Source organism: Streptomyces sp. JLYT201 (assembly GCF_059448825.1).
The window spans coordinates 3,876,338-3,898,387 of sequence record NZ_CM182551.1 but is presented as its reverse complement, the minus strand read 5'-3'; the positions used below and the strand labels follow the sequence as shown (position 1 = coordinate 3,898,387).

The window sequence follows — 22,050 nt, the reverse complement described above, 5'->3', positions numbered from 1 at the left end:
CAACGGTACGGACGATCGCCGCCGAGCCCAAGAGGTCGGACGAAAGCGCGAGTTGGCGCCTCAGCCGTCAGGTTCCGGCCGGAGGGGGCCGGTGTCCCGCCGCACGGACGCCGCGCCCGGGGCGGCCCGCACGCGGCCCGGGTACGGCGGCGGCGCCGCCCGGCGCGCGCCGCGCCCGGCTCAGTCCGTCGTGCCGTCCCGGCGTACCGAGTACGCCACGAAGCCCGCCCCGAGCCCCAGGAACGCCGTGCCGCCCACGACGTACGGGGTGGTGTCGACGCCGCCCGTGTCCGCGAGCCGGTCCTCGGTGGCGGTCGCCCGGGGTGCGGCGGAGGTGTGGCGGGGTGCGTCCGGTGCCGGGGCCGCCTTCGCGGAGGGGACGAAGCACAGGGCGCTGAGCAGGGCCGCGGCGGCTGCCGCGGTCAGCAGCGGACGAAGTGCGGTCACGGGAAACGGATCCCCCTTGTGGAGCTGGCGAATTGGCCGTCTGGGGCGATGCTAATGAAAGGCGCGGGTCGTGCGGAAGCCGAGCCGGGCACGGGCCGTACCCTCCCTCCCATGAACGTGAATGAAACATCACGCTTTGTACGGCTGCGTGCCGAATTGGTCGTCGAGGTGGACGGGTCCGGCGACCTGACCGCCGCCGCCCTGAAGCGCATCGTGGACGACCCCCACCTGCCCCACGACGAGCGCATGCACGCCGAGGCCGCCGTCAAGGAGGACGACGCGGAGGCGCTCGCCTATCTCGTGGACCCCTTCGACCTGGTCAAGGAGCTGCCCGGAATCGAGCTGACCCAGGCGTCCTGGAGCAGCGAAGTGATCGACTACGACCCCGATTCGCCCGACTGGGACCCGGACGAGCATGATGACGGTGAGGACGGCGAGGAGCCCTAGGGCGCGCCCGCGGCACCGCGCACCGGTCGGCACCGGAGCGAAGGGGGAGCCCCGGACGGCAACCGCCGTCCGGGGCTCCGTCGTCTCCTGAACGCGCGGCAGCCCCGTCCGTCCCGCCCGACGTGGTGTTCCCCACATTCGGGGCGGAAATGGAACGCGACGGACCGGGAACTGCGTTAGGCGTGAAGCGGGATTACGGGACCCCTGGGTCTTGTGCGGATTCGGCAACGATGGAGATGCGTGTAATGACGGACAGTAAGCGGCGCAGAGGTCTGGTGGCCGTGTCCGCCCTGGTCGGCGGGGTGCTCGTGCTCTCCGCCTGTAGCGGTGACGACGGCGACAAGAAGGGCTCCGGCGGCAAGGAGTCGCAGAACCAGGTCGACGAGGCGGCGGCGGAGAAGACCTCGGCAGCCAAGATCGCGATCGCGCCGGAGAACGGCTCCGACAACGCGAGCATCAACAAGGACGCCAAGGTCACCGTGAGCCAGGGCACGCTCACGAACGTGGTGATGAAGGCCGAGGGCGGCGCAGCGGTCGCCGGGCGGATATCCGCGGACAAGAAGACCTGGAAGCCCAGCGCCCAGCTGGAGCGCGCCACGACGTACAAGATCACCGCGACCGCCGCGGACTCCGAGGGCCGCAAGGCGCACGAGAACTCGTCCTTCACGACCGTCTCGAAGGCCAACAGCTTCATCGGCAGCTTCACCCCGGAGGACGGCTCCACGGTCGGCGTGGGCATGCCGGTGTCGATCAACTTCGACAAGCCGATCACTAACAGGAAGGCCGTGCAGAGCGGGGTCAAGGTGACCTCGACCTCCGGCCAGGAGATCGTCGGCCACTGGTTCGGCAACCAGCGCCTGGACTTCCGCCCCCAGGACTACTGGAAGGGCAACACCACCGTCACGCTGAAGCTGGCCCTGGACGGCGTCGAGGGCGCCGACGGGGTGTTCGGCGTCCAGCAGAAGACGGTCCAGTTCAAGATCGGGCGCAATCAGGTGTCCGTCGTGGACGCCAAGACCAAGCAGATGAAGATCATGCGGGACGGGAAGGTCGTCAAGACCATCCCGATCTCCGCCGGGTCGCCCGACAACAAGACGTACAACGGCAAGATGGTGATCTCCGAGAAGTTCAAGGAGACCCGGATGAACGGCGCGACCGTGGGCTTCACGGACAGCGACGGCAAGGGCGAGTACGACATCAAGGACGTCCCGCACGCCATGCGCCTGTCCAGCTCCGGCACCTTCATCCACGGCAACTACTGGGGCTCGAAGTCGATCTTCGGCAATGTGAACACCAGCCACGGCTGCATCGGCCTCGAGGACGCGAAGGGTGCGGGCGACAAGTCGACCCCGGGCTCCTGGTTCTTCGAGAACACGATCACCGGTGACGTCGTCGACGTCCGCAACACCGGCGACAAGACGATCGCCCCGGACAACGGCCTCAACGGCTGGAACATGAGCTGGGCGCAGTGGAAGGCGGGCTCCGCCCTCTGATCCACCGCCTCCGGGCCGTCCGTACGGGCCCGCACCCCGCCCGGGGTGCGGGCCCGTCGCGCGTCCGGGTGCGGGTCCCTCGCGCGTCCGGGGGCCGGACCCTCGGGTGTCCGCGTGCGGGCTGCGGCGGTGGCGCCCGGGGCCGCGCTCCGTGTCCGCGGCGTTGCGGGACCATGTTGAACCGGCCAACAAGCTCAACTATTCACTTCTGTCTCATAGTTGAACAGATATCGTCCCCCTCGACATACTGCGTGACTCAGAGCTTTCACCTTTGAGGGGGAAACTTGCTCAGACAAGTGAAGAAAGCGAGACGACCGGTCACCGCGCGTCGCGCGGGCGCGGCCACCGTCGCCGCCGCGGCGGCCGTAGCGCTGGCCGCGGGCATGACCAGCCCGGCCCAGGCGGGGGCCGGGTCCGGGTCCGCCGCAGCCGCGCACGAGCGCGTCAAGACACCGGTGAAACACCGCGTCACGCTCCTCACGGGGGACCGCGTCACGGTGGACGCCAAGGGGCGCGTCACCGGGTTCGCCCCCGGGAAGGGGCGGGCGCACATACCCGTGCGGACCACCCGCCTGGACGGCCACACGCTCGTCGTGCCGGCCGACGCCCAGCGCCTGATAGCCAGCGGCAAGCTCGACCAGCGGCTCTTCGACATCACCGAGCTGAGCAAGAAGAGCACCCGCGCCTCCCAGCAGCAGGGCCTGAAGGTCATCGTCGCCTACAAGGGCGCGGCCGCCGCGGCCAAGGCCGACGTCAGGGACGCGGGCGGCACCAAGCTCCGCCGCTCCCTGAAGACGCTCAACGCCGACGCCGTACAGACCCCGAAGCGCGACGCCGCGAAGCTGTGGGACGCGCTCACCGCGGAGCACGGCGCGGCCCGCACCACCGCGTCCGGCATCAGCCGCGTCTGGCTGGACGGCACCCGCAGGGCGAGCCTCGACAAGAGCGTCAAGCAGATCGGCGCCCCCAAGGCCTGGCAGGCCGGGTACGACGGCAAGGGCGTGAAGATCGCCGTCCTGGACACCGGTGTGGACGCCACCCACCCCGACCTCAAGGAACAGGTCGTCGGGGCGAAGAACTTCACCCCGTCGCCCGACGCCAAGGACCGCGTCGGCCACGGCACGCACGTCGCCTCCATCGCCGCGGGCACCGGCACGAAGAACAGCGCCTACAAGGGCGTCGCCCCGGGCGCGAAGGTCCTCAACGGCAAGGTCCTCGGCGACGAGGGCTCCGGCGACGACTCCGGGATCATCGCGGGCATCGAGTGGGCGGCCGCCGAGGGCGCCGACGTGGTGAACCTGAGCCTCGGCGGCGGCGACACGCCCGGCGTGGACCCGCTGGAGGCCGCGGTCAACAAGGTCTCCGAGGACAAGGGCATCCTCTTCGCGATCGCCGCGGGCAACGACGGGGCACCCGCCTCGGTCGGCTCGCCCGGCAGCGCGGACGCGGCCCTGACGGTCGGCGCGGTCGACGACAAGGACAAGCTCGCGGACTTCTCCAGCCAGGGCCCGCGCGTCGGCGACGGCGCGATCAAGCCCGACGTGACGGCGCCGGGCGTGGACATCACCGCCGCCGCGGCCCCGGGCAGCCAGATCGAGAAGGAGGTCGGGCAGAAGCCGGACGGCTATCTGACGATCTCCGGCACCTCGATGGCGACGCCGCACGCCGCGGGCGCCGCCGCGCTGCTCAAGCAGCAGCACCCGACCTGGAAGTACACCGAGCTGAAGGGCGCGCTCACCGCGTCCACCAAGCCCGGCAAGTACACGCCCTTCCAGCAGGGTTCGGGCCGGATCGCCGTCGACAACGCCATCAAGCAGTCCGTGATCGCCGACCCGGTGTCGGTGAGCTTCGGCACCCAGGCGTGGCCGCACACCGACGACAAGCCGGTCACCAAGAAGGTCACGTACCGCAACCTCGGCAGCGCCGCGGTCACCCTCGACCTGGCCCTCACGACGGCCGACCCCAAGGGCAACCCGGCGCCCTCCGGCTTCTACAAGCTCGGCGCCAAGAAGGTCACCGTCCCCGCGGGCGGCACCGCCTCGGTCGACCTGACCAGCGACACCAAGCTGGGCGGCACCCTCGACGGCGCGTACTCCGCGTACGTGACCGCGAGCGGCGGCGGCCAGTCCGTGCGCACGGCCGCCGCGGTGAACCGCGAGGTCGAGTCGTACGACGTGACGGTGAAGCACGTCGGCCGCGACGGCCAGGCCGCCACGGCCTACAGCTCGGCCCTCTTCGGCCTCTCCGGGCTCGCCGCCCAGCAGGACTTCGAGGTCTACGACCCGTCCGGCACGGCCAAGGTCCGCGTGCCCAAGGGCGGTTACGCCCTGGACTCCAGCGTCTTCGTCGACCCGCAGGACGCCACCAAGGGCATCGACTGGGTCGTCCAGCCGAAGCTGAACGTCACCAAGGACACCACGGTGACCGTGGACGCGCGCACGGCGAAGCCCGTCGACGTGACGGTGCCCGCCGCCGACGCGAAGCCCGAGCTGGCGCTGCCGCTCTACGGCATCACGACCGACGCCGCCGACTTCGCCTCGGGCTGGTTCCTCGACTCCTACGCGGGCTTCCGCACCGCGCACCTCGGCCCGGCCGTCACCGACGGCTCGCTGCGGCAGAGCTGGGACGCGCGCTGGACCAAGGGCGAGAAGGCCGAGTACGACGTCGTGTCGGGCGGCAAGGTCAAGCAGTTCGCCACCGGCTACACCAAGCACTACAAGGAGTCCGACCTCGCCACGGTGAAGGTCGGCCTCGGCGCCGCGTCCAGCGGGAAGAAGGCCACGGTCGGCGCCCTCGGCTATCTGCCGGACAGCGATCTGAGCATCGCGCTCGGCGTGCCGCAGAAGGCCCCGGGCACGCGCACCCTGTACGTCTCCGCGATCGACAAGGTCAAGTGGAGCCTGGAGTTCGAGCAGCTGGGGGCCGCGGGCGACGACGGCAGTCCGGTCTCCGACGCCTCGTACTCGCTCGGCGCGCCGCAGACCTTCACGGCGGGCAAGACGTACGAGAAGAAGTTCAACACGGCCGTCTTCGGGCCGCGGATCGGCGGCGAGTTCGGCGTCTTCCGCAAGGGCAACGAGATCTCCGGCTTCCTGCCGCTGTTCGCCGACGGCCAGACGCACGCGGGCAGCTCCCGGTACACGTCGGTGAAGACCACCCTGAAGCACAACGGCACGCAGATCGGTGAGAACACCGACCCGCTGACCGGCGAGGTCTTCAAGGTGCCCGCGGGCGACGCGCAGTACCAGCTGTCGACCTCGGTCAAGCGCAGCGTGGCCGTGGCCGCGGCCTCCACGCGGATCGACGCGAGCTACTCGTTCCGCTCGAAGAAGACCGCGGCCGTCACCAAGCTGCCCGTCTCCGGCGTGCGCTTCAACGCGGCCGTCGGCCTCGACAGCCGGGTGCCCGCGGGCGAGAAGCAGTCCGTGCCGGTGACGGTGCAGGGCGCGGCCGCCGGGGCGAACCTCAAGTCCCTGACGGTCTGGGTCAGTTACGACTACGGCCGCAACTGGAAGCCCGTCGACGTCAGGAACGGCAAGATCTCGGTGAAGAACCCGGACGCGGGCAAGGGCATCTCCTTCCACGCCAAGATCAGCGACAAGAAGGGCAACAAGTCGACGCTGTCGATCTACAACGCGTACTACGGCAAGTGAGCCGGCCCCCGCGTGCGGCGGGGACGGCCCCTTCCTGAGGACGTGAGCTAGTCGCTCCGAGGCGCGGCGCCGAACGGACTGTCGATCACATATCGCCAGTATCCGTCGGCGCCGCGTCGTGCCACGTCCGTGGCCGTCGCGCGCACCTCGTCACCGATCTCCCAGTCCACGACGAGCAGCGCGATATCGCCGTCACCAGCGATGTGCACCTGCCGGGTGCGCACGGCGATGGGCAGGCCGAGGGCCAGGAACGGGGCGTTCTGCGCGGCGATCGCGAAGTCCCCGTGCACCGGCACGCCGGAGCGGGGTACGAACGCGGCGCGCGGCTCGTACAGCGCGCGGACCGCTTCCGGATCACCGGTGTTGAACCGCGCGGCGAACGCGGCGGGGACGTCCTCGGCGCGCCTCGGCAGGTCGGGCAGGGGCAGGATGGGGGTGCTCGGCTCGGTCATGCACAGCACGGTAGGAGGCGCCCTCGTGGCTCACCGAACGGTAAGTCAGGCAGGTCAGGGCGTTCGCGGGGCGCGGCCCGGACTCCCCGACGACCCGCGCGCCCGGGTCGCGGCGCCGAGCCCCGGCTGCCCCGTGGAGGTCACGCTCGCGGCGCTGCGGGGCCGCTGGACCACACTCGTGGTGCGCGAGCTGCTCGCGGGTGACGTGTACGCGTATAGCGAACTCGCCGCCGCGCTACCGGAGTTGTCCGACAAGGTACTTGCGGAGCGGCTGGCACAGCTCACCGCCGCCGGAGTGGTCCGGCGCACGCGGAGGCCCGGCTGGCCGCCCACCGTCACCTATCGACTCACCCCGCACGGCAGGGAGCTCGGTCCGGTGCTCCAGGCCCTCTGGGACTGGGGCGCGGCCGCCGCCCCTGACGTCCCGGAAGAGGAAGCCGACCCGCCATGAGCGCGAGCCCCGCCCACACCGTCGAGTACATCCGCTACCGCGTGCCCGCCGAGCGCGCCGCCGAGTTCCTGTCCGCGTACGAGCGCGCCGCCGTGCCCCTGGCCGCGGCCCCGCAGTGCGTCGACTACGAACTCGCCCGCTGCGAAGAGGACGCCGAGCACTTCGTCCTCCGCATCACCTGGACCTCCACCAAGGACCACCTGGAGGGCTTCCGGTCCTCGGAGCACTTCCGGGACTTCTTCGCGCACGTCCGCCCGTACGTCGAGAACATCGAGGAGATGCGGCACTACGCGCCGACCCCGGTGCGCGGCACCGGCGCCTCGACGCCGACGCTGTACGCGTGGGCGGGCGGCGCGGAGCGCTTCCAGAAGCTCACGGAGGTCTTCTACGAGAAGGTCCTCGCCGACGACCTCCTCGCCCCGGTCTTCGCGGGCCTCGCGCCCGAGCACGCGGCGCACGTCGCGCAGTGGCTCGGCGAGGTCTTCGGCGGCCCGGCGGCGTACTCCCGCGACCACGGCGGGCCCGACGGCTCGGGCGCGCACGCCCACATGGTCTCCAAGCACCTCGGCAAGGGCATCACCGAGCCGCAGCGGCGCCGCTGGGTGAACCTCATGCAGGACGCGGCGGACGAGGCGGGCCTGCCGACCGACGCGGAGTTCCGCTCCGCGTTCGTGGCGTACGTGGAGTGGGGCACGCGCCTGGCCGTCCACTTCTCGGGCCCCGGCGCGGCCCGCCCCGCCGACCAGCCCGTCCCCGCCTGGACCTGGGGCGCGGCCCCGCCGTACCAGCCCTGACGCGGCGCCGGGAAGCCGTCAGCGCACCCCCGCCGGGGACTCCGCCTGCCAGCTGGCCAGGAGGCGGAGGGCCTCGGCGGAGGGGGAGCCGGGCTCGGCGTGGTACGTGATCAGGGACTGCTCCGTGTCGTCGGCGAGCCGCATCGTCTCGTACGACAGCGTCAGTTGCCCGACCAGCGGATGCCGCAGCTGCTTGACCCCGTGCCCCTTCTCCCGCACGTCGTGCGCCGCCCACAGCCGCCGGAACGTGTCGCTCTTCACGGAGAGCTCCCCGACGAGCGCCGACAGCTGCGGGTCGTTCGGATAGCAGCCCGCGTCCATCCGCAGGAAGCTGACCATGTCGGACGTCTTCTGCTCCCACGTGTCCGCGAACAGCTCGCGCACGCCCGGGTCGAGGAAGACGAGCCGGGCCCAGTTCCGCTGCTCGCGCGGCAGCGCGCCCCAGTCGCCGAAGACGGCGGTGGCCATGCGGTTCCAGCCGAGGATGTCGGAGCGGCGCCCGCTGACGTACGCCGGGACGGTGTCCATCGCGTCGAGCAGCTGCTGTAGCGCGGGCCGCAGCGTCTGCGTCGGCGCGACCCGCTTCCGCTTGTGCGCCGCGGGCTTCGCGAGGTGCGTGAGGTGCGCGTGCTCCGCGCTGCTCAGCCGCAGGGCGCGGGCGATGGCGTCGAGGACCTCGGCCGACACATTGCGGCCGTTGCCCTGCTCCAGGCGCGTGTAGTACGCCACCGAGACGCCCGCGAGCTGCGCAAGCTCCTCGCGGCGCAGCCCCGGGACCCGCCGGTGCCTGCCGTAGCCGGTCAGGCCGACGTCCTGGGGCTGGAGGCGGGCCCTGCGGGTGCGCAGGAACTCGCTCAGCTCGGCCCGGCGGTCCAGGCCCTCGGGGGCGGCGGCGTTCACGTCCATGCCTTCCAGTATTCCGGCGCGCGGCTGTGCGTACGCTCCTGAGCCTGATACCAGCAGTGGTACGCACACCGTGCGTAGGCACAGCGGAGGGCTGGGTGACCGGCCGCGCCGCTGCCAGGCTCGGTGGCATGACCGCACAGACAGCTCCGCAGACCACCACCTCGACCCCCGGGGCCCACCGGGTCCCGGCCTATGCCGCCCCCGCGGCCTCCGCGCCCCTGGAGCGCACCACCGTGCCGCGCCGCCCGGTCGGCGAGCACGACGTGCTGATCGACATCAAGTACGCCGGAATCTGTCACTCCGACATCCACCAGGCCCGTGACGGCTGGGGCGAGGGCATCTTCCCGATGGTGCCGGGCCACGAGATCGCGGGCGTCGTCGCCGAGGTCGGCCCCGGCGTCACCAAGTTCGCGGTGGGCGACCGCGTCGGCGTCGGCTGCATGGTCGACTCCTGCCGCGTGTGCGACGCCTGCCGGGCGGGCCTGGAGCAGTACTGCGTCGAGGGCAACATCCAGACGTACAACGCGCTCGACAAGAACGGCGAGCCCACCTACGGCGGCTACTCCCGGCAGATCGTCGTCGACGAGGCCTTCACGCTGCGCATCCCCGACGGGCTCTCCCTGGACGTGGCCGCGCCGCTGCTGTGCGCGGGCATCACCACGTACTCCCCGCTCGCGCATTGGAACGCGGGCCCCGGCAAGAAGGTCGCGGTCGTCGGGCTCGGCGGCCTCGGTCACATGGCCGTCAGGATCGCGCACGCGATGGGCGCGGAGGTGACCGTCCTGTCGCAGACCCTGCGCAAGAAGGACGACGGGCTCCGGCTGGGCGCCGCCCACTACTACGCGACCAGCGACGACGCCACGTTCGAGCAGCTCGCGGGCTCCTTCGACCTGATCGTTTCCACGGTGTCGGCGCCGCTGCCCTTCGACAAGTACCTGGGCCTGCTGAAGACCGACGGCGCCCTGGTGAACGTGGGCGCCCCCGAGGAGCCCGTGTCCCTCAACGTCTTCTCGCTCATGCTCCAGCGCAAGACCCTCGCGGGCTCCGCCATCGGCGGCATCCCCGAGACCCAGGAGATGCTGGACTTCTGCGCCGAGCACCGCCTGGGCGCGGAGATCGAGCTGATCAGCGCCGACCGGATCAACGAGGCCTACGAGCGGGTCCTGCGCAGCGACGTCCGCTACCGCTTCGTCATCGACGCCGCGACGATCTGATGCCGGACGGGCTGGAAGATCCAGCCCCTCCGGCGTTCGAGGAGCGGGGGTCCGGGGGCGGAGCCCCCAGTTCGGGAAGGGGTGGGTCTGGGGCGCCCCGCGAGGGCCCTCTGGTTCCGGGGGACTAGGACGCAAGGCGCAGCGATGGCCGGGCCGGTGACGGATGCCGGTGGTGGCAGCCCGGCCGTAGCGTTCGAGGTGTCAGACGGCAGACGTCGGAACACCACAGGAACGCCACAGGCCGGGGCGGCCCGGCCGGGCATCGAGGAGGTCCGCACGATGAGCATCGCGCTGAACCACACCATCGTCCACGCCGAGGACACGAAGGCGTCCGCACAGTTCCTCGCCGACATCCTGGGGCTCCAGGTCGGCCCCCGCTACGGTCCGTTCGTCCCCGTGGAGATCCCCAACGGCGTCACGCTCGACTACTACGAGGGCGACGGCGAACCGTTCGTGCCGCAGCACTACGCGTTCATGGTCTCGGAGGAGGAGTTCGACGAGATCTTCGGCCGCATCAAGGAGCGGGGCCTGACCTACTGGGCGGACCCGCACCACACGCGGGAGAACGCGATCAACACGAACGACGGCGGCCGCGGGCTCTACTGGGACGACCCCAACGGCCACAAGCTGGAGATCATCACCAGGCCGTACGGGTCCGGGGACGCCTGACCGCCGTACGGGTCCGGGCCACGCCTGACCGCCGTACGGGTCCGGGGGCGCCCGACCGCCGTACGGGGCCGGGGGCGCCCGAGCCCGGGGACCCGCGCGCGGGTCACTCCCCGCGCAGGAACGCGAGGACCAGGGGCGTCGCCACGTCCGCGAACTCCTCGAAGTACGCGTGCCGGGCGCCCGGGACGAGGCGCATCCGGGCGTCCGCGATCCGCTGGGCGAGCAGCGGGGCGTTGGCCGCGGGGTTGAAGGCGTCGTCGTCGCCGTGCACCACGAGCGTCGGCGCCTTGATCCGGAGCAGTGCGTCCCACGCGTCGTGGCGGGCGCTGGCCCGCAGATGACGCCGCCGGGCGTGCCCGGGCATCGTCGGATCCCCGAGCGTGGGGAACTCGGTGCGCCCCGCCGCCTCCTGCGCCGCCAGCCACGCGGGCGTGTACATCAGCTCCCGCAGGGCGCGCGCCGCCGCCTCCTGGTCCGGCTGCGTGAGCGCGCGCCGCACCTCGGGCCCGCGCTCCACGCCGTGCGGCGCCCCCGGTGAGGTGCACCCCAGGACGAGCCGGTCCACGCGGTCCGGCCGGTCGGCGGCGAGCCACTGCGCGACCCGCCCGCCCATCGACGTGCCGTACACGTGGGCCCGCTCGATCCCGGCGTCCGCGAGGACGGCCGCGACGTCGTCGGCGAACCCGCGCGTGCTGTACGCGTCCGTGTCCGGCCGGTCGCTCTCACCGGTCCCGCGCCAGTCCAGCGTCACCACGGTGAACGCGGCGGCGAAGTCCGCCACGACGGGATCCCACCAGTGCCGGCTGTTGGACTGCCCGCTCAGCAGGACCAGCGGCTCACCGGAGCCTTGCAGCGCGTACGCGATTCCGGTGCCGTCGTCGGCGAAGGCGAGGGGCATGGCCTACTGTGCGGCTTCCGGAGCGGGGGCGATGCCGGTGGGGCAGGCCCGGCCCCAGTTCGTCGCCGAAGGGCTGCTCAGCTCGACGCCAGTGCCGCCGATGCCGCAGTACCCGTCGGGGTTCTTGTCCAGGTACTGCTGGTGGTAGGGCTCGGCGGGCCAGAAGGCGCGGCCCTCGGCGGGCAGGACCGTCGTGGTGATCGTGCCGAGGCCCGCGGCCGTGAGGACCTGCTGGTAGGCCTCGCGGGACGCGGCGGCCGTCTCCTCCTGGACGGGGGAGTGGGTGTAGACCGCCGAGCGGTACTGCGTGCCCACGTCATTGCCCTGGCGGAAGCCCTGCGTCGGGTTGTGCGACTCCCAGAAGACCTTCAGGAGCTCGGCGTAGGTGACCTTGGAGGGGTCGAAGACGACGCGGACCACCTCGGTGTGGCCGGTCAGGCCGGAGCACACCTCTTCATAGGACGGGTTCTTCGTGTACCCGCCCTGGTAGCCGACCAGGGTCGTCCAGACGCCGTCCGTCTGCCAGAACTTGCGCTCCGCGCCCCAGAAGCAGCCGAGGCCGAAGTCCGCCACCTCCAGGCCCTCGGGATACGGGCCCTGGAGGGCGGTGCCGAGGACGGTGTGCCGGGAGGGGACCTCGAACTCGGGGGTCTCGCGGCCCTTCAGGGCCTCCTCGGGAGTCGGGAGCACGGGGGTGCGGCCGAAGATCATCGGGTCCTCCTGGAGCAGGTGTCGGCGTGATGCTCAACGTCGGGGGGCGGCCGGGAATTCCTCGGCCGCCCCAAAGGGGCCGACCGGGGCGGGCCGGCCCGCCCCGGGCAGGCCCTAGTGCGGCAGCGTCGCCGGGCTGCCGCCATTGGCCTCATAGCCCGCGACCGCCAGGGCGCGGTACACCGCGTAGTCCGCCGCGGGGTCCGCGGAGAGCGTCCAGGGCAGCGCCCCCACGTGGCCGTCGACGAGCACCAGCTGGTGCATGGCCTCGCCCCAGCGCTCGCCGCGGACCAGGAAGAAGACCAGGAGGTGCCGGACGTGGGCCAGCATCGGGTCGTCGGGGCGGGCCGAGTGCACCGCGAACTGGGCGCCCTCGACGGCCTTGGTCACGACCTCGCTCTGGTAGAAACCACGCACCATGTTGACCTCCGGCAGGTGCTCGTACACCGCGAAGAGGGGGAGCGCGGAGAGCAGCGAGCCACGGGGCGCGCGGGCGGCGGCCGCCTCGGCGAAGGAGAAGGCCTCCGCACGGGTGCCGTGCCACTTCTCGCACCAGTAGTGCAGCGCTGCCAGGTGCGCGCCCATGTGCGCCGGCGCGCGGTCCAGGATCTTCAGCCACACCTGCTCGAACTCCGCGCGCGGATAGGCGAGTCCGCGGGCGATGGACAGCTCGATGATGTACGGGATCGGGTCGCCGGGGGAGAGCAGCGCCGCCTGGCCGCAGGCCGCCTTGGCCTCCTCCAGGATGATGCGGAACTCGTCCGTCCCCGGAGTCGACGTGCGCCAGGCCTGCTGCACCAGGAACTCCGCGTGCACGGCCGCGCCGCCCGCGTCCTTCTCGGCCTCCGCGCGCCACACCCGCAGCCACTGGCCGCCCGGGGTGTCGCTGACCCCGCCGGGCCGCTGCTGCAGCTCCAGGGACGCGGCGCCCGCGAAGGCCTGCACGCGCTGCCAGCGCTGCTCGCCGTGCACCTCCGTCCCGGCGAGGAGCTGGGCGGCGCCGCGCCAGTCCTGGGTGCGCTGCACCAGGTCGAGCACCTCGACCAGGTCGGCGTCCGGTCCGGGCATGCGGATGTCCAGGTCCTCCTGGCGCGCGAAGCCGTAGTTCGCCGGGTCCGCCGCGTCCGGGGCGCCCGGGTGCACCTGGCGGATTCCGGCGCGCCTGCGCAGCAGGATCGGCCCGAGGACCGCCCCGATCATGACCACTGCCATCAGGACCCAGAGAATCTCCATGCCTCCAAGCGAACCAGACGGCTGTGACAATTGGCCAACCTGACCGTCCGCGCAGGCCAAACGGCTCGTGGCGGCCGCCCCGCCCGGCCCGCGGCGCCGCCTCGCACTACGCTCAGGCCGCATGAGTGACTCGCACAGCAGCCAGAGCTTCGAGACCGTAGCCATCCACGCGGGCAACACCGCCGACCCGCTCACGGGCGCCGTCGTCCCGCCCATCTACCAGGTGTCCACGTACAAGCAGGACGGAGTCGGCGGGCTCCGCGGCGGCTACGAGTACAGCCGCAGCGCCAACCCGACCCGCACGGCGCTCGAGGAGAACCTCGCCGCCCTGGAGAACGGCCGCCGCGGCCTCGCCTTCGCCTCCGGCCTCGCCGCCGAGGACTGCCTGCTGCGTACGCTGCTCGCCCCCGGCGACCACGTGGTCATCCCCAATGACGCGTACGGCGGTACGTTCCGCCTCTTCGCGAAGGTCGTCGCGCGGTGGGGCGTGGAGTGGTCCGTCGCGGACACCTCGGACCCGGCGTCCGTACGAGCCGCCCTCACCCCCAAGACGAAGGCCGTCTGGGTCGAGACCCCCTCCAACCCGCTGCTCGGCATCACGGACATCGCCGCCGTCGCGCAGATCGCCCACGAGGCGGGCGCCCGCCTGGTCGTGGACAACACCTTCGCCAGCCCCTACCTCCAGCAGCCGCTCGCCCTCGGCGCCGACGTCGTCGTGCACTCGATGACGAAGTACATGGGCGGCCACTCGGACGTCGTGGGCGGCGCCCTGATCGTCAACGACGACGCCCTGGGCGAGGAGCTCGCCTACCACCAGAACGCGATGGGCGCGGTCGCCGGGCCCTTCGACTCCTGGCTGGTGCTGCGCGGCGTCAAGACGCTCGCCGTCCGCATGGACCGGCACAGCGAGAACGCGACCCGCGTCGCCGAGATGCTGACCAGCCACGCGCGCGTGACCAACGTCTTCTACCCGGGCCTCGACTCGCACCCCGGCCACGAGATCGCCGCCAAGCAGATGAAGGCCTTCGGCGGCATGGTGTCGTTCCAGGTCGAGGGCGGCGAAGAGGCGGCCGTGGAGGTCTGCAACCGGGCCCGCCTGTTCACGCTCGGCGAGTCCCTCGGCGGCGTGGAGTCCCTGATCGAGCACCCCGGCCGCATGACGCACGCCTCCGTGGCGGGCTCGGCCCTGGAGGTCCCGGCCGACCTGGTGCGCCTGTCGGTGGGCATCGAGGCGGTCGACGACCTCCTCGCGGACCTCAAGCAGGCCCTGGGCTAGTCCGGTCGCCCGGACATCCCCGGCCGCCGCTCGCGGGCTACCAGCGCGTGAGCGGCGGCGTCGTCCGCGACGGCGGCTCCACCCACGGCTGCGCCGTCGAGGCCCACACGGCGAAGGCCACCGCGGCCGCGAGCAGCAGCAGCCACAGCAGCCGCCGCACGGCCGTGCGGCGCCGCAGGGAGCGCGCGCCGCGCCGCACCGCCTCCGCGTGCAGATCGGGCGGCACGGACGCGGGCGCCCCCGCGTCCAGGAGTTGGCGTACGGCCGCCTCGGCGCGCTCCTGCTGGCTCATGACGAGGCCGCCTCCCCCAGGGCCGGTACCGCGGGGGCGGGCCCCCGGGGCGGGTGCAGGACGGTGGCCACGGCGCGGGCGCTCACGGCGCGCACGCGCTCCGGCGGCAGCCCGAGCAGCGCCGCGGTCTGCTCCTCGGCGACGCCTTCGTAGAGACGCAGGACGAGAACGAGCCGCTCCAGGGGGGACAGCCGGGCGAGCAGCCCTCCGTGGCCGCGGTAGCGCCACCAGGCACCGCGCGCGTAGTGCACGGCCACGTGCGTACGGGTGCGGTCGTAGGGGTCCTCGCCGCGCATCCGGTCCCAGGAGGCGTACGTCGCGGCGAGCGCGCGGGTCAGCAGCGTCCGCGCGCGGGGGTTGGCGTCCGGCCGCTCGCCGGTGAGCAGCGTGGCGGCATGCAGGAGACGCCCTGCCGCGCCCGCGACGAACGCCTGGAACTCCCGGGCGCGGCGGGCCTGTTGGGCGGCCTGCCGCTCTCGCACCGTGCCTCCCGCCGTCCGGCGTAGGGGACCCGGTTTCATCTGAGGCCAGGCACGGCGCCCAGGTCAAGAGCCCGGCACGAGCGGAACCTCGCGCTCGGGCACCTGGGGGTGGAACAGGTCGTCATGAGCCACGCCCCCGTACGGGCCGTGCGGAGCGGACTCCGCGCGGTCGGCGCTCGTCAGCGCCCTCCCGTACGAGGGCCGGGGCCGCGGCAGTCGGCGAACCGCGGCCCCGGGCTCAGGAGTCGGCCTGCGCCGCCGCGTCGGGCACCGCGTGGGCGTTCTGCCGCGCGGAGAGCGCGGTGTTGAAGCGGGTGAGCAGCGCGGTGAAGCCCGAGCGCTCCTCGGGCGTCCAGTCCTGCGTGAGCTCGGCCATGAGTTCACGGCGCGAGGACCGCACGTCGTCCAGGCGCGACTGGCCGCGCGGTGAGAGCTGGAGCACCACCGCGCGCCCGTCCTCGGGGTGCGAGGTGCGCTTGACCAGGCCGGTGTCGACGAGCGGCGCGACCTGGCGGGTCACCGTCGAGGAGTCGATGCCCATGCTCGCCGCGAGCGCCTTGACGCCCATCGGGCCTTCCTTGTCGAGACGGTTGAGCAGGAGGTACGCGGCTCGGTCCATGGAGTTGCGGACCTGTCCGACGCCGCCAAGACGGGTCTGCTCGGCACGCCGCGCGAACACCGCTACCTGGTGCTGGAGCGTGTCGAGGAGGCCGGGATCGCTGGCGGTCGTCATGTCCGGAGTTGTGGGCATGGCCGTGGGCTCACTTCATGGGAAGGGTGGTGGGTTGGGGGACAGGGTACGGGGTCCTGGCGCTACCCGTACCGGCGCTGCGCAAACCCGTCTCGCCGCTTGGTCGGACGGGGAGGGGACTGGCGTGAACTGCGAGACTGCCGTCATGAGCTACCGCACGACACGCTCCTTGCCGGCCGTCACCCTGGACGACGTACGCGGCGCGCAGAAGATGCTGGGCGGCGTCGCCCGGGTCACGCCCCTGGAGGGCAGCAGGTACCTGTCCGGGCTCGTCGGCGCCCCCGTCCACCTGAAGTGCGAGAACCTCCAGCGGACCGGCTCCTTCAAGCTGCGCGGCGCCTATGTGCGCATCGCGGGGCTGCTGCCCGAGGAGCGCGCGGCGGGCGTCGTCGCGGCCAGCGCGGGCAACCACGCCCAGGGCGTGGCGCTGGCCTCCGCGCTGCTCGGGGTGCGCTCGACGGTGTTCATGCCGGTCGGCGCCCCGCTGCCCAAGGTCGCGGCGACCCGGGACTACGGCGCGGAGGTGCGCCTGGAGGGCCAGGTCGTCGACGAGACGCTGGCCGCCGCGCAGGAGTACGCGCGTACCACCGGCGCCGTCTTCATCCACCCCTTCGACCACCCGGACATCGTCGCCGGGCAGGGCACCGTGGGCCTGGAGGTCCTGGAGCAGTGCCCCGAGCTGCGCACGCTGCTCGTCGGCGTGGGCGGCGGCGGGCTGGCCGCGGGCATCGCCGTGGCCGTCAAGGCGCTGCGCCCCGACGTACGGCTCGTGGGCGTGCAGGCGGCGGGGGCCGCCGCGTACCCGCCCTCGCTGGCCGCGGGCCGGCCGGTGTCGATCGACAACCCGGTGACCATGGCGGACGGCATCAAGGTGGGCCGCCCGGGCGACGTGCCCTTCCAGCTCGTCGAGGAGCTCGTCGACGACATCGTCACCGTCTCCGAGGACGCCCTCTCCAGCGCCCTGCTGCTGTGCCTGGAGCGGGCCAAGATGGTCGTCGAGCCGGCGGGCGCCAGCCCGGTCGCGGCGCTCCTGAGCGCCCCGCGGGCCTTCGAGGGGCCCGTCGTCGCCCTGCTGTCCGGCGGCAACGTGGACCCGCTCCTGATGCAGCGCATCCTGCGCCACGGCATGGCGGCCGCGGGCCGCTACCTGTCGCTGCGGCTGCGCCTGCCGGACCGCCCCGGGGCCCTGGCGTCGCTGCTCGGCGCGCTGTCCGCGGCGGACGCCAACGTGCTCGACGTGAGCCACGTCCGCACCGACCCGCGGCTCGGGCTCACCGAGGTCGAGGTGGAGCTGCACCTGGAGACGAAGGGGCCGGAGCACTGCGCCGAGGTGGGCGCGGCGCTGAGGGAGGCGGGCTACACGGTCCTGGACTGACCGTCGCCCCCGCGCCCGGCCGGGCTTCCGCCGGGGGCGGGCCGCCCCCGGCGCGGGCGGGCGGCAGGGTTTTCCACAGGCTTGGCAGAACCGGTTGAGGAGACGCGATGTATCGCGTTACTGTGTGACTCACTCCACTGGCCGCCGGGCGAGCGAGGTCCGGCGAATCTAGGCTTTTCGCCAGGTACCGACCCAAGCTATGGGAGACCTCTATGCCAGGCGCCATCTATGCCGAAGGTCTGGTGAAGACCTTCGGCGACGTAAGGGCTCTGGACGGCGTCGATCTGGATGTCCCGGAAGGCACCGTCCTCGGCCTCCTCGGGCCGAACGGCGCGGGGAAGACCACCGCGGTCCGCTGTCTGACCACCCTGCTGACCCCCGACAGCGGCAGGGCGGTCGTCGCCGGAATCGACGTACTGAAGCATCCGAACGAGGTGCGGCGTTCGATCGGACTCTCCGGTCAATTCGCCGCCGTGGACGAGTACTTGACCGGCCGCGAGAATCTCCAGATGGTCGGCCAGCTCTATCAGATGCCGACCAAGCAGGCCAAGGCCCGGGCGGGCGAGCTCCTGGAGCGCTTCAATCTCAGTGACGCCGCCGACCGCCCCTCCAAGACGTATTCGGGCGGCATGCGGCGCCGCCTCGACCTCGCCGCGGCGCTCGTCGTCTCGCCCCCCGTGATGTTCATGGACGAGCCGACGACCGGCCTGGACCCGCGCAACCGCCAGGCCCTGTGGGAGGTCATCCAAGAGCTCGTCGCGGGCGGCACGACCCTGCTCCTGACCACGCAGTATCTGGAGGAGGCCGACCACCTGGCGCACGACATCTGCGTCATCGACCACGGCCGGGTCATCGCCCGCGGCACCTCCGACCAGCTCAAGGCCAGGACCGGCGGCGAGCGCGTCGAGGTCGTGGTGCACGAGCGCGACCACATCGCCGTCGCCCGTGACGTCCTCACCGGCTTCGGCAAGGGCGAGACCACCGTCGACCAGCACACGCGCAAGCTGACCGTGCCCGTCACCGGCGGCGCCAAGCTGCTCGCCGAGGTCATCCGCGACCTCGACGCCCGCGGCATCGAGATCGACGACATCGGCCTGCGCCGCCCCACCCTCGACGACGTCTTCATCTCCCTCACCGGCCACATCGCCGAGGCCGAGGAGGGGAACGGCACGGACGCCACCCCGGGGAAGACCCGGCCGGGCGCCAAGGACAAGCACAAGAAGGAGGCCCGCCAGTGAGCGCCCTCAGCGACACCGCACCCGCCGCGAGGCCCGCGGGCGGCGTGAGCTCCTCCGTCCGCGACTCCCTCGTCGTCGCCAAGCGGAATCTGATCCGCATGAGCCGGATCCCCGAGATCATCCTGTTCGGCCTGATCCAGCCGGTGATGTTCGTCGTCCTGTTCAGCTATGTCTTCGGCGGCTCCATGAAGATCGGCTCCAGCACCAGCGCCGAGGAGTACCGCAACTTCCTGATGGCGGGCATCTTCGCCCAGACCGTCACCTTCGCCACCGCGGGAGCGGGCGCGGGCATCGCCGAGGACATGCACAAGGGCCTGATCGACCGGTTCCGCTCGCTGCCCATGGCGCGCGGCGCCGTCCTCACCGGCCGCACCATCGCCGACCTGGTGCAGACCGCCCTGACGCTGCTCGTCCTCGCCGTGGTCGCGGTCCTCGTCGGCTGGCGGATCCACGAGGGCTTCCCCAAGGCGCTCGCCGCCTTCGGCCTGCTGCTCCTGTCGGGGTACGCGTTCACCTGGATCGGCGCCCTGATCGGCCTGTCGGTCCGCACCCCGGAGGCGGCCACGTCCGGCGGCCTGATCTGGCTCTTCCCGGTCACGTTCATCTCGAACGCGTTCGTGGACTCCGGCAACATGCCCACCTTCCTGCGGCACCTCGCCGAGTGGAATCCCTTCAGCGCCACCGTCCAGGCCTGCCGCCAGCTCTTCGGCAATCCCGGAGTGTCCCAGTCCGACGCCTGGCCCATGCAGCACCCCGTCTGGGCCTCGGTGCTCTACTCGATCCTGATCATCCTGATCTTCCGCACGCTCGCGGTCCGCAAGTACCGCACCGCGACGTCCTGACGCACGGCGAAGCCCCCGGCACGCGGAGTGCGTGCCGAGGGCTCCGGGCGGATCGGGGCGGGCTCAGCCCTGGTAGGGCTTGGCCTCCAGGATCTTGACCGAGGCGAGCTTGCCGTTCGGCAGCTCGTACTGGGCGTCCTCGCCGACCCGCTTGCCGTTCACACCGGAGCCGAGCGGGGACTGCGGCGAGTACGTCTCGATGTCGTCGCTCGCGTACTCCCGCGAGGCGAGGAGGAAGGTCACGGTGTCGTCCTCGTCGCCGTCGAAGGCGATCGTGACGACCATGCCGGGGGCGACGACACCGGTCGCGGCGGGCGCCTCGCCGACCTTGGCGTGCTCCAGGAGCTGCGTCAGCTGGCGGACGCGGAGCTCCTGCTTGCCCTGCTCCTCCTTGGCCGCGTGGTACCCGCCGTTCTCGCGCAGGTCGCCCTCCTCGCGCGCCGCCGCGATCTTGGCTGCGATCTCGGTGCGCGCGGGACCAGACAGGTACTCAAGCTCTTCCTTGAGCTTGTCGTACGCCTCCTGGGTCAGCCAGGTGACGTTGTCGCTGGTCTGGGTCACAGGTGCTCCTCGTAGGTCCTTGAATACAAAGCATCGCCCTACCCAGAAGGATGTTCCCCTATGGGTGGGCGAAACCACGAGCCTAACAATTTCGGTGCCCGAGGGGGAGAACATAGGGCATCAGAGACGCGTTAGCGCTGGTCACTGCCCTGTTTTCCCACGCGTGCCCGGGCCTGGCGGCCCGCTTGCCGGTCAGTCCGTGTGGCAGGAGACCAGGGACGGGCTCGTGGCGCGCTCCGTGGTGCGCAGGGTGACCGTCTTGTCGATGCGTCCGCTGTTCTGGTCGAAGCGGAAGTCGCCGCGGCCCACCTCGGCCCCGTCCTCGGCCTGGGCGCGCAGGGTGCAGTAACCCTTGGCGTCGGCGTCCTTGCGCACTTCCAGGTGGACTTCGACGGCTTTGTCCGTGGCTTCCCACTTGATGATCTCGGCGTTGATCTTCGAGCCCGCGAGGGAGTCGTAGCCGAACCAGCCGACGACGCCGAGCAGCAGGACGCCGAGGACCGCGCCCACGACCTTGAGCTTGCGGTCGGCGCGCTGGTCGGCGGTGAGGGAGGTGCCGTAGCGGCCCTCCGGGGGCCTGGCGGCGGGGCCGCTCGTGTCACGGCCGCTGACCGCGGTCATGCTCGTCCTCCACTGGACACTGGACAGGGGTGCCGGAATTTTCCACCCCCCGATTCCGTCACTATAGAAGCCGCCCATTGCAGTGGATGACCGAGGGCGCCCAATTCATCGAGGATCGAGTCTTGACTGAGCAGCTGCGACTGATGGCCGTTCACGCCCACCCCGACGACGAGTCGAGCAAGGGCGCGGCCACGATGGCGAAGTACGTGTCCGAAGGGGTGGACGTGCTCGTCGTGACATGCACGGGCGGGGAGCGCGGCGACATCCTCAACCCCAAGCTCCAGGGTGACACGTACATCCAGGAACACATCCACGAGGTCCGCAAGAAGGAGATGGACGAGGCCCGCGAGATCCTCGGCGTCAAGCAGGAGTGGCTCGGCTTCGTGGACTCGGGCCTGCCCGAGGGCGACCCGCTGCCGCCGCTGCCGGAGGGCTGCTTCGCCCTGGAGGACGTGGACAAGGCGGCGGGCGAGCTGGTGAAGCAGATCCGCTCGTTCCGTCCGCAGGTGATCACCACGTACGACGAGAACGGCGGGTATCCGCACCCGGACCACATCATGACCCACAAGATCTCGATGGTGGCCTTCGAGGGCGCGGCGGATGCCGAGGCGTACCCGGAGAGCGAGTTCGGCCCGGTCTTCCAGCCGCAGAAGCTCTACTACAACCAGGGCTTCAACCGCCCCCGCACCGAGGCCCTGCACCAGGCGATGCTGGACCGCGGCCTGGAGTCCCCGTACGGCGAGTGGCTCAAGCGCTGGGACGAGTTCGAGCGGGTCGAGCGCACGCTCACCACGCACGTGCCGTGCGCGGAGTTCTACGAGATCCGCGACAAGGCGCTGATCGCGCACGCCACGCAGATCGACCCCGACGGCGGCTGGTTCCGGGTCCCGATGGACGTCCAGAAGGAGGTCTGGCCGACGGAGGAGTACGAGCTGGCGAAGTCCCTCGTCGATACTTCCCTCCCCGAGGACGACCTCTTCGCGGGCATCCGCGACAATGCCTAAATGAGCGCAAGCCTGGCAATGACGCATCTCGTCCCCCTCGCCAAGGAGGTGGACGAGAACAAGGTGACCCCCGGTGTCCTCGGTTTCATCGTCTTCGCGGTGATGGCCCTTGCCGTGTGGCGGCTGATGAAGTCCATGAACCGGCACATGAGCAAGGTCGACTTCAAGGAGGCGCCGGACCCGGCGGCCGGTTCCCGCGAGCCGGTCGACGCCGGTGAGGCCAAGGCCGAGCGGGGCTGA

Annotated in this window: 24 protein-coding genes; 13 read left to right on the top strand and 11 right to left on the bottom strand. The window is 71.7% G+C overall.

Going from position 1 to position 22,050, the window contains the following annotated elements; genetic code table 11:
* Window positions 1-180: 180 nt before the first annotated feature.
* Window positions 181-447: a hypothetical protein gene (locus AC5WAM_RS15650; protein ID WP_366793043.1), complete on the bottom strand. Its 267-nt coding sequence runs from the start codon at window positions 445-447 to the stop codon at window positions 181-183.
* Between the two features lie 111 nt (window positions 448-558).
* Here AC5WAM_RS15650 and AC5WAM_RS15645 point away from each other — a divergent pair, with 111 nt between their 5' ends.
* The 3 genes from AC5WAM_RS15645 to AC5WAM_RS15635 all read left to right on the top strand — a co-directional run bounded on the left by AC5WAM_RS15645 (window position 559) and on the right by AC5WAM_RS15635 (window position 6,040).
* Window positions 559-894: a hypothetical protein gene (locus AC5WAM_RS15645; RefSeq protein ID WP_366793044.1), complete on the top strand. Its 336-nt coding sequence runs from the start codon at window positions 559-561 to the stop codon at window positions 892-894.
* A gap of 245 nt (window positions 895-1,139) precedes the next feature.
* A complete protein-coding gene (locus AC5WAM_RS15640) occupies window positions 1,140-2,387 on the top strand; it encodes a L,D-transpeptidase (protein ID WP_366793045.1) in 1,248 nt (415 codons plus the stop codon).
* 296 nt (window positions 2,388-2,683) lie between these two features.
* On the top strand, window positions 2,684-6,040 hold the full coding sequence (locus AC5WAM_RS15635) for a S8 family peptidase (RefSeq protein WP_495522930.1): 3,357 nt from the start codon (window positions 2,684-2,686) through the stop codon (window positions 6,038-6,040).
* A 47-nt stretch (window positions 6,041-6,087) separates the two neighbouring features.
* On the opposite strand, the gene AC5WAM_RS15630 is transcribed toward AC5WAM_RS15635, so the two are convergent.
* Complete coding sequence (locus AC5WAM_RS15630; protein WP_495522929.1) at window positions 6,088-6,492, bottom strand: YybH family protein; 405 nt, start codon at window positions 6,490-6,492, stop codon at window positions 6,088-6,090.
* Window positions 6,493-6,625: 133 nt separating this feature from the next.
* On the opposite strand from AC5WAM_RS15630, the gene AC5WAM_RS15625 reads away from it, so the two are divergent.
* Window positions 6,626-6,943, top strand: a complete 318-nt coding sequence (locus AC5WAM_RS15625; RefSeq protein ID WP_495522928.1) for a winged helix-turn-helix transcriptional regulator — start codon at window positions 6,626-6,628, stop codon at window positions 6,941-6,943.
* Window positions 6,940-7,737 (top strand): group II truncated hemoglobin, encoded by a 798-nt coding sequence (locus AC5WAM_RS15620; protein ID WP_495522927.1) that lies wholly within the window; start codon window positions 6,940-6,942, stop codon window positions 7,735-7,737. The genes AC5WAM_RS15625 and AC5WAM_RS15620 overlap by 4 nt, the downstream gene beginning before the upstream one ends.
* Before the next feature lie 18 nt (window positions 7,738-7,755).
* On the opposite strand, the gene AC5WAM_RS15615 is transcribed toward AC5WAM_RS15620, so the two are convergent.
* A complete protein-coding gene (locus AC5WAM_RS15615; protein WP_366793050.1) occupies window positions 7,756-8,643 on the bottom strand; it encodes a helix-turn-helix domain-containing protein in 888 nt (295 codons plus the stop codon).
* 128 nt (window positions 8,644-8,771) lie between these two features.
* On the opposite strand from AC5WAM_RS15615, the gene AC5WAM_RS15610 reads away from it, so the two are divergent.
* Both AC5WAM_RS15610 and AC5WAM_RS15605 read left to right on the top strand, forming a co-directional pair.
* Entirely contained in the window at window positions 8,772-9,857 is a 1,086-nt protein-coding gene (locus AC5WAM_RS15610; protein WP_366793051.1) for an NAD(P)-dependent alcohol dehydrogenase, read from the top strand.
* A 279-nt stretch (window positions 9,858-10,136) separates the two neighbouring features.
* Window positions 10,137-10,526, top strand: a complete 390-nt coding sequence (locus AC5WAM_RS15605; protein ID WP_495522926.1) for a VOC family protein — start codon at window positions 10,137-10,139, stop codon at window positions 10,524-10,526.
* Between the two features lie 103 nt (window positions 10,527-10,629).
* On the opposite strand, the gene AC5WAM_RS15600 is transcribed toward AC5WAM_RS15605, so the two are convergent.
* The 3 genes from AC5WAM_RS15600 to AC5WAM_RS15590 form a co-directional block, all read right to left on the bottom strand.
* Window positions 10,630-11,424, bottom strand: coding sequence for an alpha/beta fold hydrolase (locus AC5WAM_RS15600; RefSeq protein ID WP_495522925.1), 795 nt, complete (start codon window positions 11,422-11,424; stop codon window positions 10,630-10,632).
* Window positions 11,425-11,427: 3 nt separating this feature from the next.
* Entirely contained in the window at window positions 11,428-12,135 is a 708-nt protein-coding gene (gene msrA / locus AC5WAM_RS15595; RefSeq protein WP_495522924.1) for a peptide-methionine (S)-S-oxide reductase MsrA, read from the bottom strand.
* A gap of 114 nt (window positions 12,136-12,249) precedes the next feature.
* Window positions 12,250-13,368 (bottom strand): hypothetical protein, encoded by a 1,119-nt coding sequence (locus AC5WAM_RS15590; protein ID WP_495522923.1) that lies wholly within the window; start codon window positions 13,366-13,368, stop codon window positions 12,250-12,252.
* A gap of 121 nt (window positions 13,369-13,489) precedes the next feature.
* On the opposite strand from AC5WAM_RS15590, the gene AC5WAM_RS15585 reads away from it, so the two are divergent.
* Entirely contained in the window at window positions 13,490-14,644 is a 1,155-nt protein-coding gene (locus tag AC5WAM_RS15585) for a cystathionine gamma-synthase (protein ID WP_030668471.1), read from the top strand.
* A 37-nt stretch (window positions 14,645-14,681) separates the two neighbouring features.
* On the opposite strand, the gene AC5WAM_RS15580 is transcribed toward AC5WAM_RS15585, so the two are convergent.
* The 3 genes from AC5WAM_RS15580 to AC5WAM_RS15570 all read right to left on the bottom strand — a co-directional run bounded on the left by AC5WAM_RS15580 (window position 14,682) and on the right by AC5WAM_RS15570 (window position 16,169).
* Window positions 14,682-14,936 carry a hypothetical protein gene (locus AC5WAM_RS15580; RefSeq protein ID WP_366793056.1) on the bottom strand — a complete coding sequence of 85 codons (255 nt, stop codon included), beginning with the start codon at window positions 14,934-14,936 and terminating at the stop codon, window positions 14,682-14,684.
* On the bottom strand, window positions 14,933-15,418 hold the full coding sequence (locus AC5WAM_RS15575; RefSeq protein ID WP_138961520.1) for a sigma factor-like helix-turn-helix DNA-binding protein: 486 nt from the start codon (window positions 15,416-15,418) through the stop codon (window positions 14,933-14,935). The genes AC5WAM_RS15580 and AC5WAM_RS15575 overlap by 4 nt, the downstream gene beginning before the upstream one ends.
* Before the next feature lie 238 nt (window positions 15,419-15,656).
* A complete protein-coding gene (locus AC5WAM_RS15570; RefSeq protein WP_138961521.1) occupies window positions 15,657-16,169 on the bottom strand; it encodes a MarR family winged helix-turn-helix transcriptional regulator in 513 nt (170 codons plus the stop codon).
* A gap of 145 nt (window positions 16,170-16,314) precedes the next feature.
* On the opposite strand from AC5WAM_RS15570, the gene ilvA reads away from it, so the two are divergent.
* The 3 genes from ilvA to AC5WAM_RS15555 all read left to right on the top strand — a co-directional run bounded on the left by ilvA (window position 16,315) and on the right by AC5WAM_RS15555 (window position 19,624).
* Window positions 16,315-17,544, top strand: a complete 1,230-nt coding sequence (gene ilvA / locus AC5WAM_RS15565; RefSeq protein ID WP_366793114.1) for a threonine ammonia-lyase — start codon at window positions 16,315-16,317, stop codon at window positions 17,542-17,544.
* Between the two features lie 212 nt (window positions 17,545-17,756).
* Window positions 17,757-18,782: an ATP-binding cassette domain-containing protein gene (locus AC5WAM_RS15560; protein ID WP_495522922.1), complete on the top strand. Its 1,026-nt coding sequence runs from the start codon at window positions 17,757-17,759 to the stop codon at window positions 18,780-18,782.
* Window positions 18,779-19,624, top strand: a complete 846-nt coding sequence (locus tag AC5WAM_RS15555; protein WP_172383438.1) for an ABC transporter permease — start codon at window positions 18,779-18,781, stop codon at window positions 19,622-19,624. Before AC5WAM_RS15560 ends, AC5WAM_RS15555 begins: the two co-directional genes overlap by 4 nt.
* Before the next feature lie 63 nt (window positions 19,625-19,687).
* On the opposite strand, the gene greA is transcribed toward AC5WAM_RS15555, so the two are convergent.
* Complete coding sequence (gene greA / locus AC5WAM_RS15550) at window positions 19,688-20,185, bottom strand: transcription elongation factor GreA (RefSeq protein ID WP_366793058.1); 498 nt, start codon at window positions 20,183-20,185, stop codon at window positions 19,688-19,690.
* Window positions 20,186-20,377: 192 nt separating this feature from the next.
* On the bottom strand, window positions 20,378-20,806 hold the full coding sequence (locus AC5WAM_RS15545) for a DUF4307 domain-containing protein (RefSeq protein ID WP_366793059.1): 429 nt from the start codon (window positions 20,804-20,806) through the stop codon (window positions 20,378-20,380).
* Window positions 20,807-20,928: 122 nt separating this feature from the next.
* Between AC5WAM_RS15545 and mca the strand changes: the two genes are divergently transcribed.
* Together mca and AC5WAM_RS15535 are read left to right on the top strand one after the other, a co-directional pair.
* Window positions 20,929-21,810, top strand: coding sequence for a mycothiol conjugate amidase Mca (mca, locus tag AC5WAM_RS15540; protein ID WP_366793060.1), 882 nt, complete (start codon window positions 20,929-20,931; stop codon window positions 21,808-21,810).
* On the top strand, window positions 21,811-22,050 hold the full coding sequence (locus AC5WAM_RS15535; RefSeq protein ID WP_366793061.1) for a hypothetical protein: 240 nt from the start codon (window positions 21,811-21,813) through the stop codon (window positions 22,048-22,050). It abuts the gene before it with no gap.

Coding starts and splice junctions, on each gene's coding strand:
- msrA (WP_495522924.1), bottom strand. CDS start 12,135: ATGATCTTCGGCCGCACCCCCGTGCTCCCGACTCCCGAGGAGGCCCTG.
- AC5WAM_RS15605 (WP_495522926.1), top strand. CDS start 10,137: ATGAGCATCGCGCTGAACCACACCATCGTCCACGCCGAGGACACGAAG.
- AC5WAM_RS15645 (WP_366793044.1), top strand. CDS start 559: ATGAACGTGAATGAAACATCACGCTTTGTACGGCTGCGTGCCGAATTG.
- AC5WAM_RS15620 (WP_495522927.1), top strand. CDS start 6,940: ATGAGCGCGAGCCCCGCCCACACCGTCGAGTACATCCGCTACCGCGTG.
- AC5WAM_RS15640 (WP_366793045.1), top strand. CDS start 1,140: ATGACGGACAGTAAGCGGCGCAGAGGTCTGGTGGCCGTGTCCGCCCTG.
- AC5WAM_RS15585 (WP_030668471.1), top strand. CDS start 13,490: ATGAGTGACTCGCACAGCAGCCAGAGCTTCGAGACCGTAGCCATCCAC.
- AC5WAM_RS15615 (WP_366793050.1), bottom strand. CDS start 8,643: ATGGACGTGAACGCCGCCGCCCCCGAGGGCCTGGACCGCCGGGCCGAG.
- AC5WAM_RS15610 (WP_366793051.1), top strand. CDS start 8,772: ATGACCGCACAGACAGCTCCGCAGACCACCACCTCGACCCCCGGGGCC.
- AC5WAM_RS15630 (WP_495522929.1), bottom strand. CDS start 6,492: ATGACCGAGCCGAGCACCCCCATCCTGCCCCTGCCCGACCTGCCGAGG.
- AC5WAM_RS15535 (WP_366793061.1), top strand. CDS start 21,811: ATGAGCGCAAGCCTGGCAATGACGCATCTCGTCCCCCTCGCCAAGGAG.
- AC5WAM_RS15580 (WP_366793056.1), bottom strand. CDS start 14,936: ATGAGCCAGCAGGAGCGCGCCGAGGCGGCCGTACGCCAACTCCTGGAC.
- AC5WAM_RS15545 (WP_366793059.1), bottom strand. CDS start 20,806: ATGACCGCGGTCAGCGGCCGTGACACGAGCGGCCCCGCCGCCAGGCCC.
- AC5WAM_RS15560 (WP_495522922.1), top strand. CDS start 17,757: ATGCCAGGCGCCATCTATGCCGAAGGTCTGGTGAAGACCTTCGGCGAC.
- AC5WAM_RS15600 (WP_495522925.1), bottom strand. CDS start 11,424: ATGCCCCTCGCCTTCGCCGACGACGGCACCGGAATCGCGTACGCGCTG.
- ilvA (WP_366793114.1), top strand. CDS start 16,315: ATGAGCTACCGCACGACACGCTCCTTGCCGGCCGTCACCCTGGACGAC.
- AC5WAM_RS15590 (WP_495522923.1), bottom strand. CDS start 13,368: ATGGAGATTCTCTGGGTCCTGATGGCAGTGGTCATGATCGGGGCGGTC.
- AC5WAM_RS15570 (WP_138961521.1), bottom strand. CDS start 16,169: ATGCCCACAACTCCGGACATGACGACCGCCAGCGATCCCGGCCTCCTC.